Origin of the sequence: Paenibacillus sp. KN14-4R (assembly GCF_052180255.1) — a bacterium.
Classification (GTDB): Bacteria; Bacillota; Bacilli; order Paenibacillales; family NBRC-103111; genus Paenibacillus_AM.
On record NZ_CP197466.1, the window covers coordinates 3487776 to 3509649 of the forward strand.

Annotated in this window: 31 protein-coding genes; 3 read left to right on the forward strand and 28 right to left on the reverse strand. The window is 41.2% G+C overall.

The genetic code is table 11. The annotated features are described in order from the left end of the window. Window positions 1-5: 5 nt before the first annotated feature. The 27 genes from ACSBOP_RS17090 to ACSBOP_RS17220 form a co-directional block, all read right to left on the reverse strand. On the reverse strand, window positions 6-2066 hold the full coding sequence (locus ACSBOP_RS17090) for a phage tail protein (RefSeq protein WP_442601723.1): 2061 nt from the start codon (window positions 2064-2066) through the stop codon (window positions 6-8). A gap of 18 nt (window positions 2067-2084) precedes the next feature. Beyond that, on the reverse strand, window positions 2085-2249 hold the full coding sequence (locus tag ACSBOP_RS17095) for a hypothetical protein (RefSeq protein WP_442601724.1): 165 nt from the start codon (window positions 2247-2249) through the stop codon (window positions 2085-2087). A gap of 20 nt (window positions 2250-2269) precedes the next feature. Beyond that, a complete protein-coding gene (locus tag ACSBOP_RS17100) occupies window positions 2270-2692 on the reverse strand; it encodes a phage tail assembly chaperone (protein WP_442601725.1) in 423 nt (140 codons plus the stop codon). Between the two features lie 84 nt (window positions 2693-2776). Further along, entirely contained in the window at window positions 2777-3205 is a 429-nt protein-coding gene (locus ACSBOP_RS17105) for a phage tail tube protein (protein WP_442601726.1), read from the reverse strand. Between the two features lie 12 nt (window positions 3206-3217). Then, window positions 3218-4285 (reverse strand): phage tail sheath subtilisin-like domain-containing protein, encoded by a 1068-nt coding sequence (locus ACSBOP_RS17110; protein ID WP_442601727.1) that lies wholly within the window; start codon window positions 4283-4285, stop codon window positions 3218-3220. An 11-nt stretch (window positions 4286-4296) separates the two neighbouring features. After that, complete coding sequence (locus tag ACSBOP_RS17115) at window positions 4297-4728, reverse strand: phage tail terminator family protein (protein ID WP_442601728.1); 432 nt, start codon at window positions 4726-4728, stop codon at window positions 4297-4299. Continuing rightward, on the reverse strand, window positions 4715-4924 hold the full coding sequence (locus ACSBOP_RS17120) for a hypothetical protein (protein ID WP_442601729.1): 210 nt from the start codon (window positions 4922-4924) through the stop codon (window positions 4715-4717). Before ACSBOP_RS17120 ends, ACSBOP_RS17115 begins: the two co-directional genes overlap by 14 nt. Before the next feature lie 100 nt (window positions 4925-5024). Beyond that, on the reverse strand, window positions 5025-5174 hold the full coding sequence (locus ACSBOP_RS17125; RefSeq protein ID WP_442601730.1) for a hypothetical protein: 150 nt from the start codon (window positions 5172-5174) through the stop codon (window positions 5025-5027). Window positions 5175-5873: 699 nt separating this feature from the next. Continuing rightward, window positions 5874-6014, reverse strand: a complete 141-nt coding sequence (locus ACSBOP_RS17130) for a hypothetical protein (RefSeq protein ID WP_442601731.1) — start codon at window positions 6012-6014, stop codon at window positions 5874-5876. A 19-nt stretch (window positions 6015-6033) separates the two neighbouring features. After that, the gene (locus tag ACSBOP_RS17135) at window positions 6034-6405 is read right to left on the reverse strand and encodes a hypothetical protein (protein WP_442601732.1); all 372 of its coding nucleotides are present in this window, start codon (window positions 6403-6405) and stop codon (window positions 6034-6036) included. Window positions 6406-6421: 16 nt separating this feature from the next. Continuing rightward, complete coding sequence (locus tag ACSBOP_RS17140) at window positions 6422-7276, reverse strand: hypothetical protein (RefSeq protein WP_442601733.1); 855 nt, start codon at window positions 7274-7276, stop codon at window positions 6422-6424. A gap of 113 nt (window positions 7277-7389) precedes the next feature. Further along, window positions 7390-8391, reverse strand: a complete 1002-nt coding sequence (locus ACSBOP_RS17145) for a hypothetical protein (RefSeq protein WP_442601734.1) — start codon at window positions 8389-8391, stop codon at window positions 7390-7392. A gap of 16 nt (window positions 8392-8407) precedes the next feature. Continuing rightward, entirely contained in the window at window positions 8408-8761 is a 354-nt protein-coding gene (locus ACSBOP_RS17150; protein WP_442601735.1) for a hypothetical protein, read from the reverse strand. A gap of 9 nt (window positions 8762-8770) precedes the next feature. Next, window positions 8771-9349 (reverse strand): putative phage tail protein, encoded by a 579-nt coding sequence (locus ACSBOP_RS17155; protein ID WP_442601736.1) that lies wholly within the window; start codon window positions 9347-9349, stop codon window positions 8771-8773. Continuing rightward, a complete protein-coding gene (locus tag ACSBOP_RS17160; RefSeq protein WP_442601737.1) occupies window positions 9346-10404 on the reverse strand; it encodes a baseplate J/gp47 family protein in 1059 nt (352 codons plus the stop codon). Before ACSBOP_RS17160 ends, ACSBOP_RS17155 begins: the two co-directional genes overlap by 4 nt. Further along, window positions 10397-10795 carry a DUF2634 domain-containing protein gene (locus tag ACSBOP_RS17165; RefSeq protein WP_442601738.1) on the reverse strand — a complete coding sequence of 133 codons (399 nt, stop codon included), beginning with the start codon at window positions 10793-10795 and terminating at the stop codon, window positions 10397-10399. The genes ACSBOP_RS17160 and ACSBOP_RS17165 overlap by 8 nt, the downstream gene beginning before the upstream one ends. Next, the gene (locus tag ACSBOP_RS17170; protein ID WP_442601739.1) at window positions 10792-11133 is read right to left on the reverse strand and encodes a DUF2577 domain-containing protein; all 342 of its coding nucleotides are present in this window, start codon (window positions 11131-11133) and stop codon (window positions 10792-10794) included. Before ACSBOP_RS17170 ends, ACSBOP_RS17165 begins: the two co-directional genes overlap by 4 nt. A 1-nt stretch (window position 11134) precedes the next feature. Further along, on the reverse strand, window positions 11135-12103 hold the full coding sequence (locus ACSBOP_RS17175) for an XkdQ/YqbQ family protein (protein ID WP_442601740.1): 969 nt from the start codon (window positions 12101-12103) through the stop codon (window positions 11135-11137). Window positions 12104-12112: 9 nt separating this feature from the next. Further along, on the reverse strand, window positions 12113-12808 hold the full coding sequence (locus ACSBOP_RS17180; RefSeq protein WP_442601741.1) for a LysM peptidoglycan-binding domain-containing protein: 696 nt from the start codon (window positions 12806-12808) through the stop codon (window positions 12113-12115). Beyond that, the gene (locus ACSBOP_RS17185) at window positions 12809-14815 is read right to left on the reverse strand and encodes a hypothetical protein (RefSeq protein ID WP_442601742.1); all 2007 of its coding nucleotides are present in this window, start codon (window positions 14813-14815) and stop codon (window positions 12809-12811) included. 238 nt (window positions 14816-15053) lie between these two features. Then, window positions 15054-15464, reverse strand: a complete 411-nt coding sequence (locus ACSBOP_RS17190) for a phage tail assembly chaperone (RefSeq protein ID WP_442601743.1) — start codon at window positions 15462-15464, stop codon at window positions 15054-15056. Between the two features lie 33 nt (window positions 15465-15497). Then, window positions 15498-15962 carry a phage tail tube protein gene (locus ACSBOP_RS17195; RefSeq protein ID WP_442601744.1) on the reverse strand — a complete coding sequence of 155 codons (465 nt, stop codon included), beginning with the start codon at window positions 15960-15962 and terminating at the stop codon, window positions 15498-15500. After that, the gene (locus ACSBOP_RS17200) at window positions 15963-17273 is read right to left on the reverse strand and encodes a phage tail sheath family protein (protein WP_442601745.1); all 1311 of its coding nucleotides are present in this window, start codon (window positions 17271-17273) and stop codon (window positions 15963-15965) included. Continuing rightward, window positions 17274-17456 (reverse strand): hypothetical protein, encoded by a 183-nt coding sequence (locus ACSBOP_RS17205; RefSeq protein ID WP_442601746.1) that lies wholly within the window; start codon window positions 17454-17456, stop codon window positions 17274-17276. It lies immediately after the preceding gene. After that, window positions 17440-17868 (reverse strand): phage tail terminator family protein, encoded by a 429-nt coding sequence (locus tag ACSBOP_RS17210; RefSeq protein ID WP_442601747.1) that lies wholly within the window; start codon window positions 17866-17868, stop codon window positions 17440-17442. Before ACSBOP_RS17210 ends, ACSBOP_RS17205 begins: the two co-directional genes overlap by 17 nt. A gap of 209 nt (window positions 17869-18077) precedes the next feature. Beyond that, window positions 18078-18410, reverse strand: a complete 333-nt coding sequence (locus tag ACSBOP_RS17215; protein ID WP_442604514.1) for an ArpU family phage packaging/lysis transcriptional regulator — start codon at window positions 18408-18410, stop codon at window positions 18078-18080. Window positions 18411-18673: 263 nt separating this feature from the next. Beyond that, window positions 18674-19123 carry an ArpU family phage packaging/lysis transcriptional regulator gene (locus tag ACSBOP_RS17220; RefSeq protein ID WP_442601748.1) on the reverse strand — a complete coding sequence of 150 codons (450 nt, stop codon included), beginning with the start codon at window positions 19121-19123 and terminating at the stop codon, window positions 18674-18676. Window positions 19124-19286: 163 nt separating this feature from the next. On the opposite strand from ACSBOP_RS17220, the gene ACSBOP_RS17225 reads away from it, so the two are divergent. The 3 genes from ACSBOP_RS17225 to ACSBOP_RS17235 all read left to right on the forward strand — a co-directional run bounded on the left by ACSBOP_RS17225 (window position 19287) and on the right by ACSBOP_RS17235 (window position 20826). After that, on the forward strand, window positions 19287-19676 hold the full coding sequence (locus tag ACSBOP_RS17225; protein ID WP_442601749.1) for a helix-turn-helix domain-containing protein: 390 nt from the start codon (window positions 19287-19289) through the stop codon (window positions 19674-19676). A gap of 154 nt (window positions 19677-19830) precedes the next feature. After that, window positions 19831-20439, forward strand: a complete 609-nt coding sequence (locus ACSBOP_RS17230; protein WP_442601750.1) for an ImmA/IrrE family metallo-endopeptidase — start codon at window positions 19831-19833, stop codon at window positions 20437-20439. A 3-nt stretch (window positions 20440-20442) separates the two neighbouring features. Continuing rightward, window positions 20443-20826 (forward strand): hypothetical protein, encoded by a 384-nt coding sequence (locus ACSBOP_RS17235; RefSeq protein ID WP_442601751.1) that lies wholly within the window; start codon window positions 20443-20445, stop codon window positions 20824-20826. On the opposite strand, the gene ACSBOP_RS17240 is transcribed toward ACSBOP_RS17235, so the two are convergent. Then, the gene (locus ACSBOP_RS17240; RefSeq protein WP_442601752.1) at window positions 20771-21856 is read right to left on the reverse strand and encodes an AI-2E family transporter; all 1086 of its coding nucleotides are present in this window, start codon (window positions 21854-21856) and stop codon (window positions 20771-20773) included. The two genes, ACSBOP_RS17235 and ACSBOP_RS17240, sit on opposite strands and share 56 nt — an antisense overlap. Window positions 21857-21874: the final 18 nt, after the last annotated feature.

Below are 21874 nucleotides of genomic sequence, written 5' to 3' on the forward strand. Positions count from 1 at the left end.
CCCCCCTACGCCATATTCAAGCCGGCTAACTCAAGCTCACGACGGAGTAGATTGGACCATTTCTGGAAATCCCCTTCGTCACGAACAACCGGATTGTTCATGTTAATAACGACGCTGCTCCCTTTGCTTCCATTACGATATTGATTCGCTTCTTGGGCTGTAAGTACCGCCTCATTGCGATGCAGTAGTGCAGGGTAATTGTCTCTTGGAACGGTGTGCAGACCTGCAGCGTGAGGTTTTCCTGGGGTCTTATCGTCACCTTGAAGTTCCTTACGGAACCAGCTGACTTTGTCACCAATCCAACTTGCGAATGAGCCAATCCCATCGACAATCGGTTTGAGAACTGACCAAATACCTTCAAAAACTGGAAGCATTTCATCCCATAGCCTTTTACCTAGTTCGATAATAATACCAATAATATCTACGATCGCACCAAATATCGGCTGTACGACACCCCAAACACTCTCAATAATGCTCTGAATCGTTGGCCATGCCTTTTGCCATAAATCCCAAAGAGTGGAGAAACTTAAGATGACGAGATCAATGACAGGAGCCATTGCGCTGAATACTGCACCGATTGCATTCTGGAATACTGGCATGTTGCTTACAAACCATCCAATGATACTTTGAAACAAATTCATAATTGGAGGCAAGATAGGCGTAATCACATCAATTGCTTTTTGAATGACCCCAGTAATGAAATTAACAATGGGTGGCAACATCGGCATTAACCAAGTAATAAATTTACCAAAACCTTGTGAAACAGCAGTAAAAATGCTCAGTAAAGTTGCTTTAAACTGATTGATTGGCCCTTCATTTTGCTTGAAAAATTGGATGGCAGTAGTAATTCCCCTACCAATTGATGTCCCCAATTTTTCAAACATCGGCTGCATTTTGCTAACTAGAGGGATTATCGCCTCAAGCGCAGGCTTCAATGACTCTATCATCTTGAGTCCCATATCTTGCAAATTGTTCTTCAAACCACCCGTAATCGTGCCAAGCATGCCCTTCGCAGTACCTGCCATTTTATCGGCACCACCGTCAAACATTTCCGCAAGTCCCATACCTTTATCGCTTTTCATCTTACTAAGGTCGCCTTTAGCCACTTTTGCCTTGGTATCTTTTATGTCAAAACCGAAATCCTTCATTCCCTTGACATCGCCATCCTTCAAATCACCCAATGCTTTCATCGCATCTGAGAGCTTTTTCTCTGGATTTAGTGCAGCCATGTTCTCTGCGAGCTTTACCATTTCCATCGCTTGCTTCGCATCTCCGCCGGTTTCCTTAAGAGCCTTCGTCCCAGCTGCGATCACGTCAGATGAATTAAACGACTTAGAGACCGCATTGCTGCGTAATTCCTGCATGTACTCTTGAGATGCCTTTTGCGAATCAGCTCCGGACATTCTAGGATTATTCACCTTCATAACCTGATCCATAACCACTTGTTGCTGTTCCAGCTCCATACCACTGTTGAAAGCATTCTTTAAGGTATCTGCAATCATATCGCCAATTTTAATAAAAGCTGGTGCAATCATTGTCCCAATTTGCTTGGCAAACCCGACTACTTTCATAATACCTTGGGTTGCGTAGTCAGCCACTTTTAGAGTTAATATTAGGGGTTTCATGGCAAATGAAATAATTCTTCTAAAGGGTTTTGTAGCTTCATCAGCAATTCCAATTACGAGTTTTATACCTTTTCCGACTGTCTTTCCAATCAAACTATTCTTAAAGACTGGCTGTATACTCTTATACATCTCACCTAATCTCTTAAGATCTTTCTTAGCCTGAGTGATAAACCTTGATGGTTTATCTGAAGACTTCTCATTCTCTTTAACCCCAACAGTTACTTTTGTTTCCTGAATTTCTTTTAACTTCTTCGTGACTTTATCCAGAGCGCTTATCGCAGATTGATGGTCGACATTGATCTTACGATTCTTATTAAAAGCACGATTCATCGTCCGCTCGACCTGCTCGACTTGCTTCTGAAAAGTCTTCGTATTCTTAGCAGCTTGCTGTAGAACTGCCGAATACTCATCTTTCAAACTTAATATGGCCGTTAATTTCATACCTGTTCACCTCCTCTGTTAGAATGCCGACATGGTGAACATCGGCTTGCCCAGCTTAGCAAGTTTCTCCCGCTCCTCTAGTTCCATTTCGTAAAAGACGCGCAGGAGGTGGCGCTCGCCAGCAGGCATGTTGTGAATTTCACTCGGACGAATGCCTTTTCTGCTCCAATAGTAGTAGAGCATCTCGGCGTATCCGTCCGATCTTATTCGTTTTTTAGTTCTTGTACCGAATCTTCCCCGTAACCGGATAATCCAGAGATCACATTGTATAGTTGCGTAATCTCGCCTGGTAGTAACAACTTCGACTCTTCCAAAAGTTGCTTTGGCGTTGTCGCATTGTAAGCTTCAAGCAAGCTCTTGTCTTTGAGTGATGGCGTCACCACGCCTCGAATTACGGTGAAGATTTGAGCCGCATTGCTGTTGAACTCTTCAAGTTCCCCTCGCTTGGATACAGACATCGAGATGTCTTGCACCTCTGCCATTTCCTCCATCGTGAGTGCCTGGCAGGTAAACACGACCGGTTCACCCGCAGCAGCACTTAGGCGCTTCAACTCAATCTTCTTGGATGGACGCTGTACCTTGCTTTTATCTAGTGCTAATAGTAAATCGAGTGCATTCTTCTTCATGTTCTTTCATCCTCCAATGGGTATAAGAATAGCCCCGAGCTGTGCTCAGGGCTTCGTAATTATTTTCAAAACTATAATAATCTATTAGATCAAATCTTGTGTTTCCCAATCTGTGAATGTAAATGGCGCTTCGATCTCGCCTTTTTTCTTCAATTCCCAGTTAATAAGAGTCAGATCATTAAAGCTTGCATCCTTAATTAGAATCCGCTCTGCGCCAGCAGCAGCCGGGTCAGCAAGACTGGACATGATCTGAAAGCGAGGATTAACCCCTTTTTTAATCATGTCACCTAGTTTTTTGATCATGCGAGAATTGGCCTTGTGCATTTTGAGTGTGCCACTGCCTTTGTAGCCCATGAACTTGCTGTCTGTTGCGAATTTTCCTGTAAGGGGTACGTCTTCTTTTTCGATCTCCAGCTTTGCTTCCATTGATAGAGCTTCTGCGACATATTCGCCGTCCAACCACACTTCCCCGAATGTTCCTGAAATTACTTTTTCACCATTAAAATTAGCCATCTATAACGCCTCCTACAAATTAATTGTCAATTTAATATCTTCCATTGCATCAAGCGGACGCTCTACTGCTGTAAGGAATACTTGGTCTTTGGTGTTCGCTTCTTTAATTTGCTGCTCATCCATCTTCGCCACTTCATCTGCACCCAAGATTGTTTTTAAATACAGACGCTGGGTCGGAATATCAATCTCAACCCGATTTTTGCCTGGATCAAGAATGCCGTCTTGCTCCAATTGTTCGTAATAATTACTAATGGCCGACACGAGCAGCAGCTTATTGATGTAGCTGTTCTGCACTTTACCGATATATAAGTCCTCAATCGTTTCTTTGATGTCGTGATACGTCTTATTGAGAATACGTGCGACTTTGATTTTCTTCCAATCATCGCCAATATCAGGAGTTGATGTGACGAGGGAAGTAACGCCACGTGCGATTTTGACCTTTTCGCCATCATGGTAAAGGATCAACTTCCCAGCGTTAATCGCTGCATCAGCGTCTGCCTTCGTAAGCTTCGGTACATTCGTAACCTCTGACAGCACTTGGAAAGTAGGCGCTACTGTAAGTGGCAACCCTGCGATGAGACCGGCAATTCGTGCCGTATATTGTGTCGTCGTATACTTCACGCCAGACACTTCAATCTGATCCGTCGCAAAGTTAATAACGGCTGGATGATCTGCTGCTGCGTTCGGAAGTACTGCCATGATTTTACGATCTTTTGTTGAGAACATCGCTTTCGCCCACAGCGTCAAAGCCGCTGTCTCCGCTGTTGTAGCGCCTGGGAAAGCAACGACATTGAACTTAATCGTCTCTAAGTAATCCAGTGCTGTTGCATAATCCGTTGCCGTCTCAGGAATGACGACAACCTTAATTTCTTTCGGTGCGCCAAGCAGCGCCATTGTGATGTATTGCTTGTTATCTGCTTTTAAGCCTGCTGGCACATCCTCAATCCCACGTACGTGGTACTCCGTTACACCTGTTACTGAAGCATCTTTTAACACCAACGCTAAAATTCCAACCGCACCTTGCTGTACAGCCGCAGCTGCTCTTTGTTTGAATACAATATTGACATTAGGTAAACCCATATTAATCCTCCTTAGGTTCGAATTGAGACATGCTTCACGTCTTGATGCTGCTCGGAAGTGCGCTCAAATTCAGTTTGTAATGTAATGCGTACAAATAATTCCGTGTCCCGTAAACCTGTCTCTACACCTTGAATGTGATAGCTCGAGCCATCCCGACCTTTTAAAATAGGCGTTGCCATGAAAATATCTTGGATGCGATCTAATCGATCCACTTGATCTAAACCCTTGTTACCTACATCCTGTGCGGAATAGTAAGTCAATTGCCATACCGCTTGAGACGCATATTTCTTGTAAGATAAATCTTCATTCGTACTGCTGCTCAGCTGAATGAGAAATGCCGGTGTGACAGGATTGTCAGGCAAGTTATGCACGTAAATTGTCGTGACATCTGGAAAAGAATACTTTAACTTCGCGCAAATCGTATCGAGACTACGAAGTAACATCGAGTCCAGCCTCCTTTGCAATTCGCTTGAAGAAGTGTTCACCAAGTTCAGGAAGATCCTGCTCAGTTAAAGGTACTTTCGGGTTTAGATGAAGCTGGTTCGTGACTTCTTGCTCAAACTTCTGAAGCTGATCCTTACGCTGACTCACTCTCGTCAGCTTATCGACATACTCGCTTAATCGGGGTACTTTCAACATGTCCAATCCTCCGCCTTTCATATGGAATTCGTCTCTTACGCATGGCTCTCACCTCCTTCACCCTAGCTCGCTTGCTCGCTGCTTCCATATGAAGTACCTCTCAAAGGATCTCAGCGTCTGATTTTACACACACTGGCTTCGGGCAAAATTGTTTCAAGCCTGTCCACTGTCCCCAAACACAGCGTTTACATAGCGCCGGCTGCTGAGGCAATTCAGGCTCATTACGCCGCTTCTTCTTACGTCTTCTCACTCGGCATCCCTCCCCTTACCTGCTACTTGAGTGATTTGCCCATAAAAAAAGAGACGCTCGTGGCGTCTCACTATCGTCTGAGGCGTACCGTTGTGCCTCACTTATCTACATTACCAATGTATCACTTCTAGCTGCTAATAGACTGCCATGTTACGGTCAATGTGCGGTCGGTTAGCGGTCAACAAGCGGTCACGTGGCGGACATAGTCGGATAAATGCTCTTGTGCAGTCTTTCCATGTTAAGGCTGTAAGGTGAGTGGGCTACGCTGTTCAAATAGCTTACTTGTTTTTAATGTACTTAATGCCACGCTGAGATCTGCCATCCTGTTTCATGGGCAGCTCGGGCAATTCGAAGAGATGAGAAAATGGATGAATTTCTAAGGCGCAGTTCAACTACAATAGAAGCAACTTGAGCAATGAAATCTTTGGGAATCAATTTGCGCAAGACTCAAAATCACAAACGCTACTCATACAACATATAAATAAGTTGATTAATTTGTCACAAGTCTATCAATAAATGTGTTAGTGTACTGGACAATAAGAAAAGTCAAAAGTGAAGCTCCTCCTATAGCGGAAAAAGATTCCCATGAGTGCCACTGCTGTATATGTCCACTCTATTCACTCTCACCGTCCATGAACTAAAATAGCCCCCGAAGGTTCGAGGGCATAAAAATAGCGCTCTGCGTTGTGCAGGCGCTTGTTAAGCTGCTGTACCGTTGATTACTTCGGTAACTACTGTCTTGAGATTCGAGAGCTGCGGAACCTGTTCAAGCTTATAAGTCCCTGCCATTACTAATCCAACCCATACTTTTACCAATCCGCTATCTTTTGTAAAATTCATAATCATCAATCTCCTTTAATTAAATTTGTGGTGTTGCAAGTAAAATCGTTAATTCCGCGATTGACTGTTTAAGCTCGTCCACTTCTTGGCTAAGTGGTTTTCGGTACACAGACGGCTGTTCAGGGTTTGCAGGATCTGGATAAGTAAATTCCAGCGCACCGCTTGCTATATCTACCTTGTACCCGTTGCACGTTGCGAAATCATGTGTTAAATCGCCGTATTCAAATTCTAATACACCTACGGTTTCAGGTACTCGTTCTGCCAATGCTTTATAAGATTGAAAATCTTGTTCGATAGTCGTAGGTACTACATATCCTGCGTTTTCTCCAGTATCTACAATCACTTTCCCTGTTGCTAAATAGTAATATATTTTTCGCCCAACATACTTCATCTATCGTTCCTCCTTATTATTCAAAAGCCCAATAGTATGCCGTTCCACTTAATGTAGTTTCATTCTCGAATTGTTGATAAGAATTAAAACCTTTTCCTGCAATATAAATTCCTCCATAATCATTATGAATCCTGTTTGACATTCTTAATGTGTCATATGAATAGGCATTCAAAGACTTACCAACGTCAGTAAAAACAAGAGTAGAATTATAATATCCACTGTTAGGCTTATAAAAAACAAAAACTAACGAAGGTACAAAAGCTAGATTGTTGACATTACAACTAGCACTTCCTGCGTTTAAAAATGGGACAGAGCCATAAGCAAACTGTTTTCCTTGTACTAATGTACCAGTTAATTTTACACCATTCACGTACGCGCTTTTACCAGTTAGAATATCCGCTGCACTCGCTGTTCCATCCGCCGTTGCCGTCCCGGACAATCCGTGAACTGTCTTCCCTGCGAGAATATTCGCTGCTATGAACGCCGCATCCGTCAGCGTTACGTAATCGTCTACACCGTCACGGTATCCGGCAGACGCTAGTAATTTCATGATGGTACCACTAACGGAAGAGGACAAGGCTACCGTATCTCCTGCACGATCAGGCATCGTACCAACTACTTTCGTTCCGTTTGTAAAAGCTTCTTTACCAGTTAATATTTGCGCTGCTGTCGCGCCTGCCGCCGTAGCTGTATTAACGAGATTTGCACCGCTAATAATTGAGATTAAATCAACTATCGTTTCTTTGCCTGTTAAGGTGTATCCTTTTGCTTTCAACACATTGGATAGTTCCACCAATTGATTAATACCTGTTAGCCCTTGCAAAGACGTGATGATGTCCGTAATGTTCGCTGTACTTGGTAATTGCGCCATTAAAGTTCTCCCTCCTACTTAATTTAATGCACTCTACTTCACTGCATCTTTAAACGCAAATATTACTTTGGTTTAATTTCGCGTAGTAGTACATATAATCAATCCTTCCTTTATTAAACTCGTGTGAAATTCATACTTGTAATACCTAGAGAGAAATCCGCTAAACTACCGGAGTATTGTTCTCCGTACCCCCATATTTCGATTGTATCACCAGCATTTACTTGTATATCTTCCGCATGAATATGCGGGTTATTAAAACCATAGAATGATCTCGAAACACCTTTTGCCCTTCCGTTAACATATATTTGGGCATAAACATAGCCAGTCGAAAAAGTTGATCTAAACGAATACCTAACTCGGTAAGTCAAGCCAAGCGAACATTTAATACGATAGACCATAGCCATTGATGTTCCTGTTTGTATCCCGTCAGATCCATTTTGCGACCAAACAATACTATCACCAGGACCTAAGTACTCCAATGTACCAACTACCCCTCCAGCACTTACTCCCTTCTTGATATTTTCTGGAGTTACATTAGTGAGCTGGGCTGTTACTTTACTACCAGGTGCGACATATCCACTCAATGCCACTTGCCCACCTTGAGTAGTAATCGTTTGATCAACTACTCCGTTATTAGTTATCATTCCGACACGTTTAACTCCGTTTACAAAAGCTTCTTTACCGTTCAATATGTCGCCTGCCGCGGCCCCTACAGCAGTAGTCGTATCCACAACTTCGGGTTTACCGTTGACACCGAATATATTGACGCCAGCCTTAATGTTACCAGCAATCAAATCAGGATCGCCTAATACCTTTCCAGCGCCAGTATAGTATCCATCTATAATCGCCTGATCCGCTGTCCCCGGTGTAATCGTCACCGCCCCACGATTTTGCATTGACGCTATCGCCGCACGAATCTCGGTCCATGTCGATGCATTCGTAAGAGTCAACGATGGATTAAGGGCTTTTAACTTCGTTATAACATCCACTTTAATTGCATCGTTATTAGCTTCCGCTGCGTTTACAATATCGATAAGTGCCTGTTTGTCAGTGGGCGATACGCCACCACTGGCCCCTATGCCACGCACCCGTAAGGCATCTGTTATCGTAGGCATGTAATATCCCCCTTTCCTATTTATCTACGTATGTTTTATCTACAACCTTGCCGTTCGCATCGTATACAAGCGTCCATATGCGTGTTTTAACGCCTGACGGCATATTCAATGTCCACGTATCGGTTAAGTAATTCCCGTTAGCATCCTTTGCAGAAAGAACGCAGCTAATCGCAACGCTTCCATCTTCTGGACGTAAATACTCAACCTTTGTATATTTATCCGTTTCAGAGTCATAGGTGCTTGTATCGACCTTTTCTCGATACGGACGTAGTAAATAATCTAAAATGTCATCATTGCGGTTAAAATTTGCAAGAGCTGCGTTATCGTTTGCTTGCACACTTCGTATTCCGCTTGGTTTAGTAAGCATCATATCACCCCTTTAAGGTAAGGTTGTTTCTAATTGACCAAAAGTAAGACCTTTCACTTCAATCTGTCCGAATGTCTTTCCGCTGTCTTCTAACATGCCATATGTTACGTACTTAAAGCTGTATTCGATCTGTAAGTGTGCAGGAATGATCTCACGCAACGCTTTCGTTATATCTTCAATATTAGGTGGTATTCCAAGTTGGGAAACAAATGTAATTTTGACAACGTAGTCATTAAATTGTTCAGTTACATAAACCTCACCATTTGCGTAGGATTCTGCCACATTCTTAATCAAAGCGACAGTAACCGTTCCAGACCCACGTAATTTGGATATAACAACACTGCGGCGTTGATCGATCGGCTTACCTGCTTCTGTTCTTACTCCAAATTCCTTCTCCCAGCGCTCAAGCGACCATGTAGCAAATCCGACAGAAGTCTGATCCAGGAGACTTTCACTCCGAATGGCTAAATCGTCAAACTCTATACCCTCCGCCTGAACTAGTGCTCTAAAGTCGTAAATCGGATCATAAAAAGGCGGTAGATACTCAAGTAGAGCTTTTCCTTTAGGGCTTGTAATTACATAATCATTCACCTCAAAGTCACCGTCCCAGCAATCGCAACTTGCTCTTGTGTTACGATGATGTTGTTTGTGCCATTATTAATTTTCAGGTCTGAATAATCTTGCACACCATCAATGTCCAATAACATAGCGCCCACACGCACATATTTAATTGTCGTATCGGGAGAAAAGGCAATACCCTTTAAGTAGTCATTTAAGGCAGTTGTAAATTTCGCTTTTACTTCCTCTAGTGTGAGGGAACCTGATAATATAACCGTAGCTGTAACATTTACGCTAACACCCGTAGCCGCTACTATCTTTACAAGTGAACCTATCGGTGCCTTGCCTTCTCCGCTAGATTGATATGGAGCAATATATGTTTGTACCTTCTGGACAAGTTCCTCGGCTGCTGGCTTCTTTTCATTATCAACTATTACCACCTTCACCGTTCCCCCACCGCTCCACAACGGGATGACCCTTACACCACCTACACCAGGCACTTCCAGCGCCCAGTTGATGTAATCAGCAACATTTCCACTAGTAGAGGGCGATCGCACGCGAAGGTAATAGCGTTCTCTAAGTGCCTCATCCGTTTCTTCGTTATCTCCAGGCTTTAAAATGTCTGTCAGTTCCACTTTAGCTAGTCCGCCAATATAATCAATCGGCAACATAGGACCGAAAACGGTATTCCCTATAGCCCCTGCGACCTCACACTCGAGAGTAAACTGACCTCCTGCAATACGATCTACAACAACAAAATTTAGTTTCTCTATTGAAAATCTACTGCCAAGCGGAACGTCAATAGGCGCTTCATTGTTTCCGTAGAACAATCCTTTTCGCCTTGCCTTTGTAGCTGACTTCCTAACTATGCCGTAATCATGTGCTCGACGATCTAAATATTCACCGCTAGCCGTATCAGCGAATGATAAGTTAACGTTAGTGTCCATTGCTGCATACATCTGTGATAACTCAGCAGCAGCAGGTGCTAATGCATCGTAGATAATGCTTCCCTCTCGTTTATCAATGTCATTAGGTACCTTTGCCAACATCCTCTTTAAAATCACAGCATACGTCTGATTCTCATACACTTCTGCTTACCTCCTCCCTATAACGCCCATAATCAGTAACCACATCAAATACGATTGTTCCTGTATCGCCCTCAAACGTGAATACAAAGTCCTCGACACTTGTAATCCGATCATCTTGCATTAACGCTTCTGTGATAAAACGCGTGGTCTCTGATTGTAAGAGAAGGCGTTCAGAACCGAGTATTCTCTCTGTCCCATAATTGAAACTATAAATAAAGTGTTCATATCGATCCGTCGAAAGACATTTAACCACCATTTGCTTTATTGCATCTAAACCATCTGCGATGCCAGTAACACGCTTATTTATTAAATCTAATCTGTATGTCTTACTAGGTTGCAGAATCTGTTCAATGACTTGATTGGCTTGCAATACACCACCTTGCGGAATCATCCTTTCACCACCTTGTCTATAATGACAAAGCTGTTACCACCTTGAACACGTAGGAGCAGCACGCAGTCACCGCTTTTCAAACCTTCACGGATTACAATTTTCTGAGGCAACGCATTCTGTGTAGGCCCTCCAGGAGCATCGTGCTTGTGTCGTAAGTCAAGCTCATACCGAGTTAGGCTCTCTGGAATAATTAAAAATTCCTCTGTGAGTGTAAACCGTTGATCAACGTTTAACTCAAGAGGATTTGTTTGTGTTACTTCTGCAAAAAGCATGGCAACCGGATTACTTGCATCTACTGCGCCTGCACCGGCGGTTTTAATAATATTTAACAGAGACAATTCATATCACCTTCAAACTTAGTGTCATGGTATGGCTTGTGGAATCGAAATCATGCGTGCATTCATCGATCAAAAAATGTTGGTTGATACCAAACTCTTTAATCTCAACAGGAACATAACACCCTGCTCTCACCCTCGGATCACCGATAGCTTTTAGCTGAATGGTCTTTTTCTCCCTATTCTTTACTGTTATTAACTTCTGCAACATATCACTAATTTGGGCCGCATTCATGTTCTCATCAACGGATTGATAGAGTTGCAGCAAACCCCATTTTGCGATATTAGCGCTATCTTGCTCAATATACACTTCACGCTTTCCGGATTTCTTGTTATCTTTAATAATTTTCACCTTATTATAGGTATCTTCGTCAATGGATCGATTGTACGTATAGTCATACATCAAACTTCCATCACCTACGTAAAATTCAAGCTTAAGATCCTCAACATTACGCAACGCAAGACTACCAAAGTCGTCATAAAGCACGAAATTCTTATTCGTAGCTATGATTGTTAAATCCAAAGCTTTACTTATAATATCGAGCAGCTTTTTATTATCTTCTACGAGTGAAGGAATCTTATATTGCGTATCCACAAGTGTACCTGTCTTTAATTTAAAATCATCTGCAATTTTCTTAATTACTTCCGTTGCCGTAGCCCCTTTAAGTACATAAGTGTCATTCACCATGAGGTAGCGTAGTTGGTCGTAAGCCTTTATTGTAATTGCTTCATCTTTACCGCTATCTATCGAGAAAATATAGCCATAAAAGATATTGGCATCACCCAAACGAACCTTTATAATGTCGCCATTATTACACTTAAAACTAGCATACTCATATAATCCACCTTTAATCATCGTGACATCTAGGCTACCGACAGCTCCGATTCTTTTCGTTTTCCATGAGACTCTAGATACAATGTTCGAGATGTCCCACACTTGACCGTCTTTATTGTCAATTAGAACTTCAAGCATAAAGCCTCCCTACGGCATTTTTAGAACCATACCGATTTGAAGTTGTTTTAGTTGCGCATCCGTGATGCCATTCAACATTTGAATATCTCGCCATTTCGAATCATCGCCCAAGACCCTTTTAGCAACCTTGGAGAGATTATCTCCAGCAACTAGCGTATACGTTTTTGGCGTTTGTTTATCATCCGGCCGTTCGGGACTCTGTTTATAAACTTCAAATTCACCTGTGCTCTTATTCTCCGCATATACAGCCTTTTTAGCTGCATAAAATACATACTTTTTGAGGGTTAGAGAATATTCAATATCTCCAGGTGAACCTGCAGCTTCGTTCCAATTAAACTTCTCGATACTAACAGCCTCATTAACTTCTGAGATGACCTTACCTTCACCATTGATATCTGCATTTGTACCTACATATACAAATCTGATCGGACGTCTTGTTCCCATCCATTTCTTAATAAATCCGACATATTGCATGGGCTTTAGGAGGACTTTACTTGTAACAAAAGGGTATCGCATAGCTGGAAAGATACCTTCAAATTTATATTCAGTTAGCTGAGGGCTCTTAATGACATTGATTTCGCCTAATGCACCTATATCATGCGTATCTCCACTACCACTCTCGCTAATTTCCAGAGATTCTGGGTTAACTGGTATTTGAAATCCTTCTTCTTGATTATTAAAGCTTAGCCATATTCCGTACTCCACTTAGCTAAACACCCCCTGTGCCGATGATGCTACTTCTTCCTCAAGTGACTTTGTGATACGCGATATGATCGTATCCACATCATATCCATTGTTTATATCGCCTGTTGTCATTGCGACAGTTGGTGTTAGCGTGACAAAGTTTTGAATGCTTTGGATATCAGCTAGCTCTCGCATTAATTTAAGATCTTCGCTTGAGACATCCACGGTATCTGCAATCTTGCCTACTTCATCCACTCGACCAATATTGGGAGCTAGGTTCGCATTCCATTTATCCAGCTTGTTCTTTTCATCTGCATCTTTTTTAGCTTTAGTCGCTTCTTCCGCAGCTCTTTTGCTTGCGCGACTGCTAACCATATCTTGTACCTCTTGCTCTCGTTGTGCTGCATTAGCTGCGGCATTCGAATAGGCGGCTTCTTTCTTGCCTTTAGCAAAATCAGCAATCCCATTTATCATATCTTCGTAGTTAAACTTAGCTCCAATCTCGAACGATGACCCAGTAATCTTGTTCACTAAGCCCAGTACCGAATTAATACCGGAAATAATGCCGTTTATCACTTTATCGTACAATTGTCCAAACATCTGCGCCCAACTCACAAAAGGTTGCATCATCCACTCAACTAACTGCCAGAAGTAAGCCGGCACTGTATCAAAAAAGTTAAGAATTGAGTTCCACGCTCGCATTAAACCAGCTGCAAAATTATCGTTAGTTTCCCATAATTGATAGAGCCAAACAATTAATCCAATAATTACAGAAGCAATTATAATGAAAACATTTGCTTTCATTGCAGTGTTTAGTGTCCCCCAAGCAGCAGCCAGTCCCAATGTAGCCCAAGTCTGTACAAAAAGCGTAGCCGTACTTGCTGTTGTGACAAATGTCTGTATCGCCTGTGCCGCAACTTGTGCAAATGTCGCTATATTCCAAGCTCCGAACGCAGCAACAATCCCCCAAATGATCGGTTCGATATTGCCCCAATTATTCGATATAAATCCAAATATCATAGACATCGCATCATAAATAGCCATTGCAGCGTCAGTCACCCAAGATAAACCTTGACCTAATCCATTAAAGAAAGCTTGAATTTTACCTGTTTGAAGATCTGCATTTAGCCTTGCCAGTAAAGGAGATAAACCCTTAATAACTGCAATACCTGCGCTATCAAGAATTGATTTTATGTTATTACCGAACATTTCAACTTGCTTCACTGGACTTGTAAGCATCATTTGGAATCCTTTCTCTCCCATTTGTTGCTTTTCAAGTAGCTCATCAAAAGCTTTTAGAAACCCATCAACATTTCCTGACTTTCCTAAATCTTCAATTTTAGAAGAACCTATATCTTTTTTAGACATATTAAATCGCTCAGCAAGTGCACCAGTATCACCTGACATAGCATCATTTAAAACTTTCGAAGCTCCTTTAATTCCACCACCTGTACTATCAAACGCGGTTAACCGCTGTGCAAGAGTATTTAACATGGAGAGTTGATCTGTATTTTGAGTCTTTGGAAAAAAAGAAAGTGTACTATTTAAATATTCTTTAACATCTATTCCTGCTCCGATGGCTTCCGATTTGAACTTCTCAAACATCGCACTACCTACTGCTGGATCCTTTGTTTGCGCCTTAAACATATCTTCAACTTTCATTTGATCCACGGCTCCGCTTAATGCTGTTTCCGCAATATATCTTATTTTTTTGGAAGCTTTATCCTCATCCCACACATTTTTAACAAGCTCTACTATAGGATTTTTCCCTTTTGAACCCTCTTCAGATGGCCGATTATTTTTTTTCTGTGCTTCCGCAGCCTTATCAAGGGATTGTCGCAAATTGTTCTCAGATGTAATTAATTTATTGTTAGATGCAACTAATAGCTCATCAACTCTCATAGTTTTTTCAAATGAAGACTGCAGCTTATCCATAGCAGAGACGATGAAATTCATGCTTTTTGAGATGTTTTTTAGTGATCCAGTCATTCCATCAAATAATTTCAAAGAAGATGTAACAGTTGCCATATGGGTGTCTCCTTTCCAGGAATGAAAAAGACGCCCATTGGGCGCCCTAAATCAAACCTATTTTTCAAATATCGTCCGCTTTATTTCGATGTCTTTTTCTCAGACGCGATACGAATATCGATTGCTGCAATTATGAAAGCTTTTTCTTCTCTCGTTAGAGCAAGAAATTCAGATGGAAATTTACGAAACTTATGGAGAACATAGTAAGCATAATTCGCTTCACTATCGCCCTCCTTGATTAGTTTTTTGCTCCCTCGACCAAATCTTCCATTTTCTTATTAAATCCAGAAAGATTCTGAATTCGTTCACTTAACTCTGCAATCTCACCGGATAGCAATACTTTGCTTAAATAATTCTCGGGATTTACACATCCTGATTTTTCCAGGCTCTTCGCATCTTTAAAGTCTGGATCTAACGTATGTTCAATCACAATACTGCTATTAAATTTTTCTAAATCTAATTCCACTTTTCCACCCTTACGAACGACCATTGATTTCTTACGTACATTCTCAAATGCACTGCTTGTCATTGCTTTGATTCTAAATTTAAACAGTACGCCATCAGCACCTTTAAAACGATCCGAAATGAGTACTTCCTCTGTTAAATTATCGACTGGATTTGCATTCAAAAAATCTTGTAAAGTTGACATCGATGTGTATACATCCCTTCTTATTAAATTAAATTATCCAAGAATTGGTTTGCCAAATTGATCTAATATATCCGCATCATCAAAAGTGAATGCAAGTTCTTCTTCAAGCGCCTCAGATTCTACATCAAAGCTAGTTAACGTTACTTCATCAAGATTTACCCCTTTAATTACCACCGTTTGCTTGCCAATACTTGAAGCGGGGTCTTCATTGATAATTTGCAAATCAAAATAAGTGTCTCTGCCGGTTTTCATATATTCAAGCATCTGTTGACGGAAAAGCGACGTCACGTAATAAATCGTCATACTTCCTGTTCCTTCAAAACCATTAGCCTTATTCTGAGCACCACGTTTACCGAGTGTTTTCATTGACTTCTTGTTCTTTTTCACTTTAGCTTCAACTTTTTTGGCATAGAATAGTTCTTCTACTCTCCCATTGATCGTTGCATATGCCCTAGCTTCCTGGCCGGAAATTGTATCTTTTGCTTTTAAGTAAGCCATCTATTTCACTCTCACTTTCATATAAATTTTCTCAATAGAATCGACCGGTTTAGCTGCAAGTTCAATATAAATACCGTCGCTTTCTTCACCTTCCGTAACCACTACATCACTTTGGGAATTAAAATCTTGAATTGCATTCATGCCTTGATATAAATTCACTTGATTGATGCATTCTTTTTTAAATAAATTACGACCATCTGGGTTATTATCTACCTTACCCATATAGTAATCTTCAAAAATTCGTTTGAAATCATTAGCAAGTCCATCCAAAGCTCGCAAAGCCCGATTCTTTGAAAAAGTTTTATTCTTCTTCGGCGTAAAACTTGTTAGCGTGTTAATGTCTTGTTCGATAACCGCCCGGCCCTTAATTTGAGTAAATACAAATTCTCCTGCCTTTAGCGCCGCTTCGATTTGAGTATTTGTATATTTAGGATAAACATCAACAGCCTCATCATAAGCTTGATAAGTTAATGATTGGTTTACCAAAGCTCCTGCAGAAGCACCTGATACCCATGCTACACATTGACTCGCTGTAAGTCTCGAACCATCAGTGAGTACAACACCATTCTTAACGCTAATAACTCCCTCGTGATCAGCTTGTGGATAGTTTTCAAGTACAAGTTGAATTTTTCTACCTTCAACCTCTCTAAGACGTTTAGCAAAAGTTACATAAACAGATTTAAGTGCTTGCTCTGTGCTTGTTAGGGCAATGACATTAAAATTGTATACTTCGATTGCCGATAAATAGTCGGTATGATCCTGATTTGTTACAGCCCCATCTGTACCACCAGCAAGTCGTGTGCCGGCAGTTCCATTTAATTCACCTGAACAAACTACCCAGTCATTAGCTTTAAATTCAGAAAGGGTTGACACGGTTTGTGAATCAATGATTTCTCCTGAAACAAGTGTTCGAACATCCCATTTCTCGAGAACATCAATATTCTTCTGAATCACCATCGTAATGTCATTTCCTCGTGTGCCGCCATAGCGCGCTGTAAAGGTCGTACTCCCACTCGTTGCAGCCGCTTTTGTACCTTCATTAAGTCGGTATAACAATAATGTCTTGGCTCGTTTTAGGGCTTGATTAATTAACATCATCTGAGGGTCAGTGATAGTGAAACCAAGAATCTGGTGCAAATTATCATTAACCGTTAAAGGAATAACCTTTTTAGCTTCGCCCCAACTAAGTGGCATCGCCATTGTCACAATACCACGCTCTCCGACCGTTCCTAACGGTTTTGTATCACTAATCGTATTAATATACACGCCTGGTCGAACTTTATTTTGAGTTTCCCATGTGCCTCCAGCCATTTAAAGCACCACCTTTTTTTCAAATTGTTCAATGATTTTATTAGCTTGTTCGATCGTGTACTCTCTATCTTCTAGTAACGCATTTAGCACATCTTTTTGTAATGGACTAAACTGTTGCGATTCTAAAAACTGCTGCTTGGTATAAGTCTGTACCTTTTCATTAAGTTCATTTTCTTTTTTCATTATTGATTCGTCCCTCCTGTTTTAAAGTAGTCATTTTAGAGCTTTCCTCTTCATGTTTTACAAGATGATAATTATAGTTCACATAAAAATGAAGCACATTTGCATTGAATACGTACTTTATGCCTGTACCTCTATACAGCGTCCCATTGATCGTGATGTACTCAAGAATTTCTGTTAGCGACTCAGCGACTTTTAAAGCCTGCTCATTGTTTTCATGATAATAGTAAATATCCAGTAGATTCGATCGCTTATAACGTCTTCCACATTCTCGAGAGTGAGTGCCATCCAATAACTTAACGAAGAAATCTCCATTTTTAAATACTTGATTCATCTCTTCACCGTATACCCCAGCGGTAGGAAACTGAGTTTTCATCACCTTAATTACACTATCCCTAATGCTAATAAAATCCATATTCACCATCCTTTCTTACCCTTCTCTAGTATTTCGTAAGTTACCTAAAACAACATATCTACGATCCACTCCTAAATATCTGGTTTTATCCAGTGATTTGCCTAGTTTAAAGCCATATGACAGGGCAAAATAAAAGGCCACCCTGATATCAGGAGGCCATTGAAACAATTGCGTTATTAATTCAAGTTCAAAAAAAGCTATAATTCTGGTCAAACGGTCAAAGGCACATTTGTTGTTTCATCATTCTTTACTTCCAAGCTAAGCATAAAAGCTAGCTTATCAATCACTCGTGCTTTAAATCTGCGATATGTACGTTCACTCATGCCTAATTCATGACATAATAAAAAATCATATTCTGTTTCTGAAGCTAAGTACCTGCGTTCAATCATTTCTCTCTCTGCTAAATTCAGTTGTTTCACAGCGTATTCTATATGTTGCGTCCGTATTTGAAGATGCTCTGTGCTATCGACATTGAAGATTGCAGTTGACTCTGTTGCTTTATGAATTGTATTTGTTTCCCCGTGATAGCGTGCCTCATGGATTTTGTAGTCTGGATCTCCTTACGTATAATCCAATTTGACGATATATCCGAGCAGACTCTAGTGCTTGTTCTACTTTCTTACGAGTGGCTGCTCGGTCAATTCCTATTGATTGATAAAAGAACTTGCCCTAAAAGATCACCTCTGTAGTCATATATCTCTATTCCGCTTTGTTCACTTATCCCCTATTTCTTTACACTATCAATATATCATGGTAAACCCGGAATGAACTGCCAACAAATGGTCAAAGTCCGGTCAAACGGCGGTCACGATCCGGTCATCTCCATTTTCACTTCTAGATTTAACATGTAAGCTAATTTTTCAAAAGCTTTTGCTTTCACTCTACGATAGGTTCGCTCACTCATACCAAGCTCATGGCACAGAATGCTATCGAGCCCAGGATCCTCAACTAAATATCGAAGTTCAACAATATCTCGTTCCTTGCTATCTAGTTGTTGAACAGCCCGCTCTACATTCTCCGTCCAGATCCGAAGACGCTCTTCACCGTCCACATTTGCTACTGCTACACGCTCAGTTGGTTTATTCGTCGTATTCGTATCACCGTGATAACGTGCCTCATAAGATTGTGTAGTTTTAACTTCTTTACGTATAAATCCAATGCGCTTAAAAATCCTTACCGTTTCCAATGCTTCTTCTACTTTTTTACGCGTTGCCGCTTTATCTATATTCACCATGCTAAAAGGTACTTGTCCCATTTAACTCACCTCGAGTTTATTATTGTTCCGATAAGGAACGTATTTAATTACGCTCATTATAGTTCCTAAAAGGAACAAAATCAACAATAATGTTCCGAATAATAACGTTCATTATCGGAACAAATGTGTTATTATAAGAATAAATTGTTCCGGTGGTGATACAATGTCGACTTTTGCCCAAAGGTTTAAACATCTTAGAGAAAATGTAAATCATATGACGCAGGATCAGGCTGCCGAACTCCTCGGGGTTTCGAGATCGACCATTGCCGGATACGAGTCGGAAGACAAAGCACGCATTCCGCGTAAAGAAACCTTGCAGAAGATCAGCAAGACGTTCAATGTCTCGATGGATTATTTATTCGGGGAGTCAGATGAGCTGACAAGCACAAATACGGTAGACACGGATGAAGTCTCAAGTGATCCGGAGATCAACGTATTTTTCAAGGATTTCAAGAACGCACCGAAAGAGCGCCAAGAGGAAATGCTTCGATTCTGGGAATTCATTAAACAAAATGAAAAGAATCGCAAGCCAGGTGATATACAAGGGGAGTAAGTGTTTAAAAAAATTTACGATTTCAACAGCGACCGGAAGTGATTTCTTTCTCCGCAGTAACTGACTTTTTAATCACGACCTCACTTAAAACAAGCCTTCGGGCTTTTCTTTTCCGCTAAAAAACGAACATATATTCGTAAAAATGAGGTGTCTTATGCAGCGTCACTATCGGCTTACGCCTTTGGAATATTGGATTGAAGATATGTACAAGCGTATTCAGATTACGCAGCCAAGTCAGCTTGGCATTTTTGAAATCGCTCAGAAATTGAATGTGTGGGTGTATTTCATGGAAATGGGCAGTCAGGCTATGGATCGCAACGGGGTGTATAGTATTTGTATTAACAGGCGCATCTCGCCGCAGGAGCAGTGGGAGGATTTTTTACATGAATTGTGTCATGTGCTGCGGCATTCGGGCAATCAGGTGGAGATGTCCGACGAATTCATGGACATGCAGGAGGTAGAGGCAAATGCCTTCCAACTGTACGCAGCAATTCCCTATTCCATGTTTAAGCAATTAGAATTACCGCAGACTCAGCATGAGATTATTGATTTACTTGCAGTGGAATTTAGAGTGACACACGCACTTGCACAGCGTAGATTGGAGCAAATTCAGCGTAGGGTTTTACAGGGGATTATGGATCAAGCCATACGAAATAAGATGGATGCAGATATGCGAAAATATGATGCTGTGAATTGGTCAGCAGCGACACATACGATTATGAATCAACTAAGCGACCAACTTCGAAGAAAAGGAGTGCATTAGCAGATGCCAACTTGCGCGCTGTACGGGGATTTTCATGAGGATCGAATCGTACCTTTCCTGCTCGGTGTCCAATTTCAACCCAATGAAATAGATTGGAACATGCCATACTTGTACATCCCGCTCCAAGGATCTTTTGACATACATAGTATGAATGAAATGAATGAAGATATTTTCTCCTTAAGCTTATTATTGAGTGACCTGACAACCCACTTTGAGAAACCAAATCAGATCGGCATTGACTTAAACCACATTCAAGCTAGATATAAAAATATCGCCAGCCTAGATGACGTAACCCAGTGGGTCATCAGGCTGTGCGATATCGAAGAAGTACTTATTTCGCAATCGTCGTTCTCTTTCGAAGAACATACAAACGATACATGTGACTGACAATGACTTTAATGACCGCATAAGCCGGTATAGCAAGGAACATGCCGAGCAAGCCACCGAAGCTGCCAACCACAATGAGCAGCAGAATAATCGTAAGCGGATGAATGTCCAGCTTCTTGCCCATCACTTGCGGCGATAAGAAATTACTCTCGATCTGCTGCGCAATGATAACGACAAATGCCATCTGGAGCACCATGGACGGTGAATCAATAAATGCCACTACAATACTTGGGATGATCCCAATGAATAGCCCAACAAACGGAATGACATTCATGAACATGGCAGACAGCGCCAGAATGAGTGAATAATCAATACCGATGATGAGAAAACCCATGTAGATTAGCACACCCACACAGAAGCTAACGAGAATTTTTCCTTGAATATAGGCACTAAGCGCACTGTCCATCTCTTGCAAAATCAGCTTTGCTTCATCATCATGCTTATCCGGTGACAACCGTAGAATGAGCGGAGGAACACGGTGGCCCTCTTTTAACAAGTAATACAGAATGAAAGGTACCGTTGAGAGAAGCACAACAACACTGGACATAAAGCCCATTGCTGTGTTCAGCGCGTAGCCCATATTGGAGATGATATTATTCGCAAACTCCGAAATTTGAGCCGAGAAATCGATTTGATATTGCTGAAAATAACTAGCTAAATATTCATTCGATTGCAGCTCAGAGACTTGATCTTTAGCAAGCTGTACGATTTGTGGAATGTTATTAATTAAGTTATTTAGCTGTGTTTTCAGCATGGGTATCAGTGTCATCACAACGAAGACGATAATTCCAAATAAAAAGAGATAGATCAATAGAATGCTGAGCGACTTGTTCATGCCTCGTTTCGTGAAGAAGTCCACAATGGGTCGCAATAAATAATAAAACACTCCGCCTAGTAGGAATGGTAGGAATAATGTTTTGATAATAAGCACAAAAGGTGCGAATATGAAATTCACTTGTGCAGCTAAAAAGATGATTGTCAAAACAATAATGATGCCATAACCGATTCGAAAATATTTACCTTGTGGCATTCCTGTCACCCTTCTATA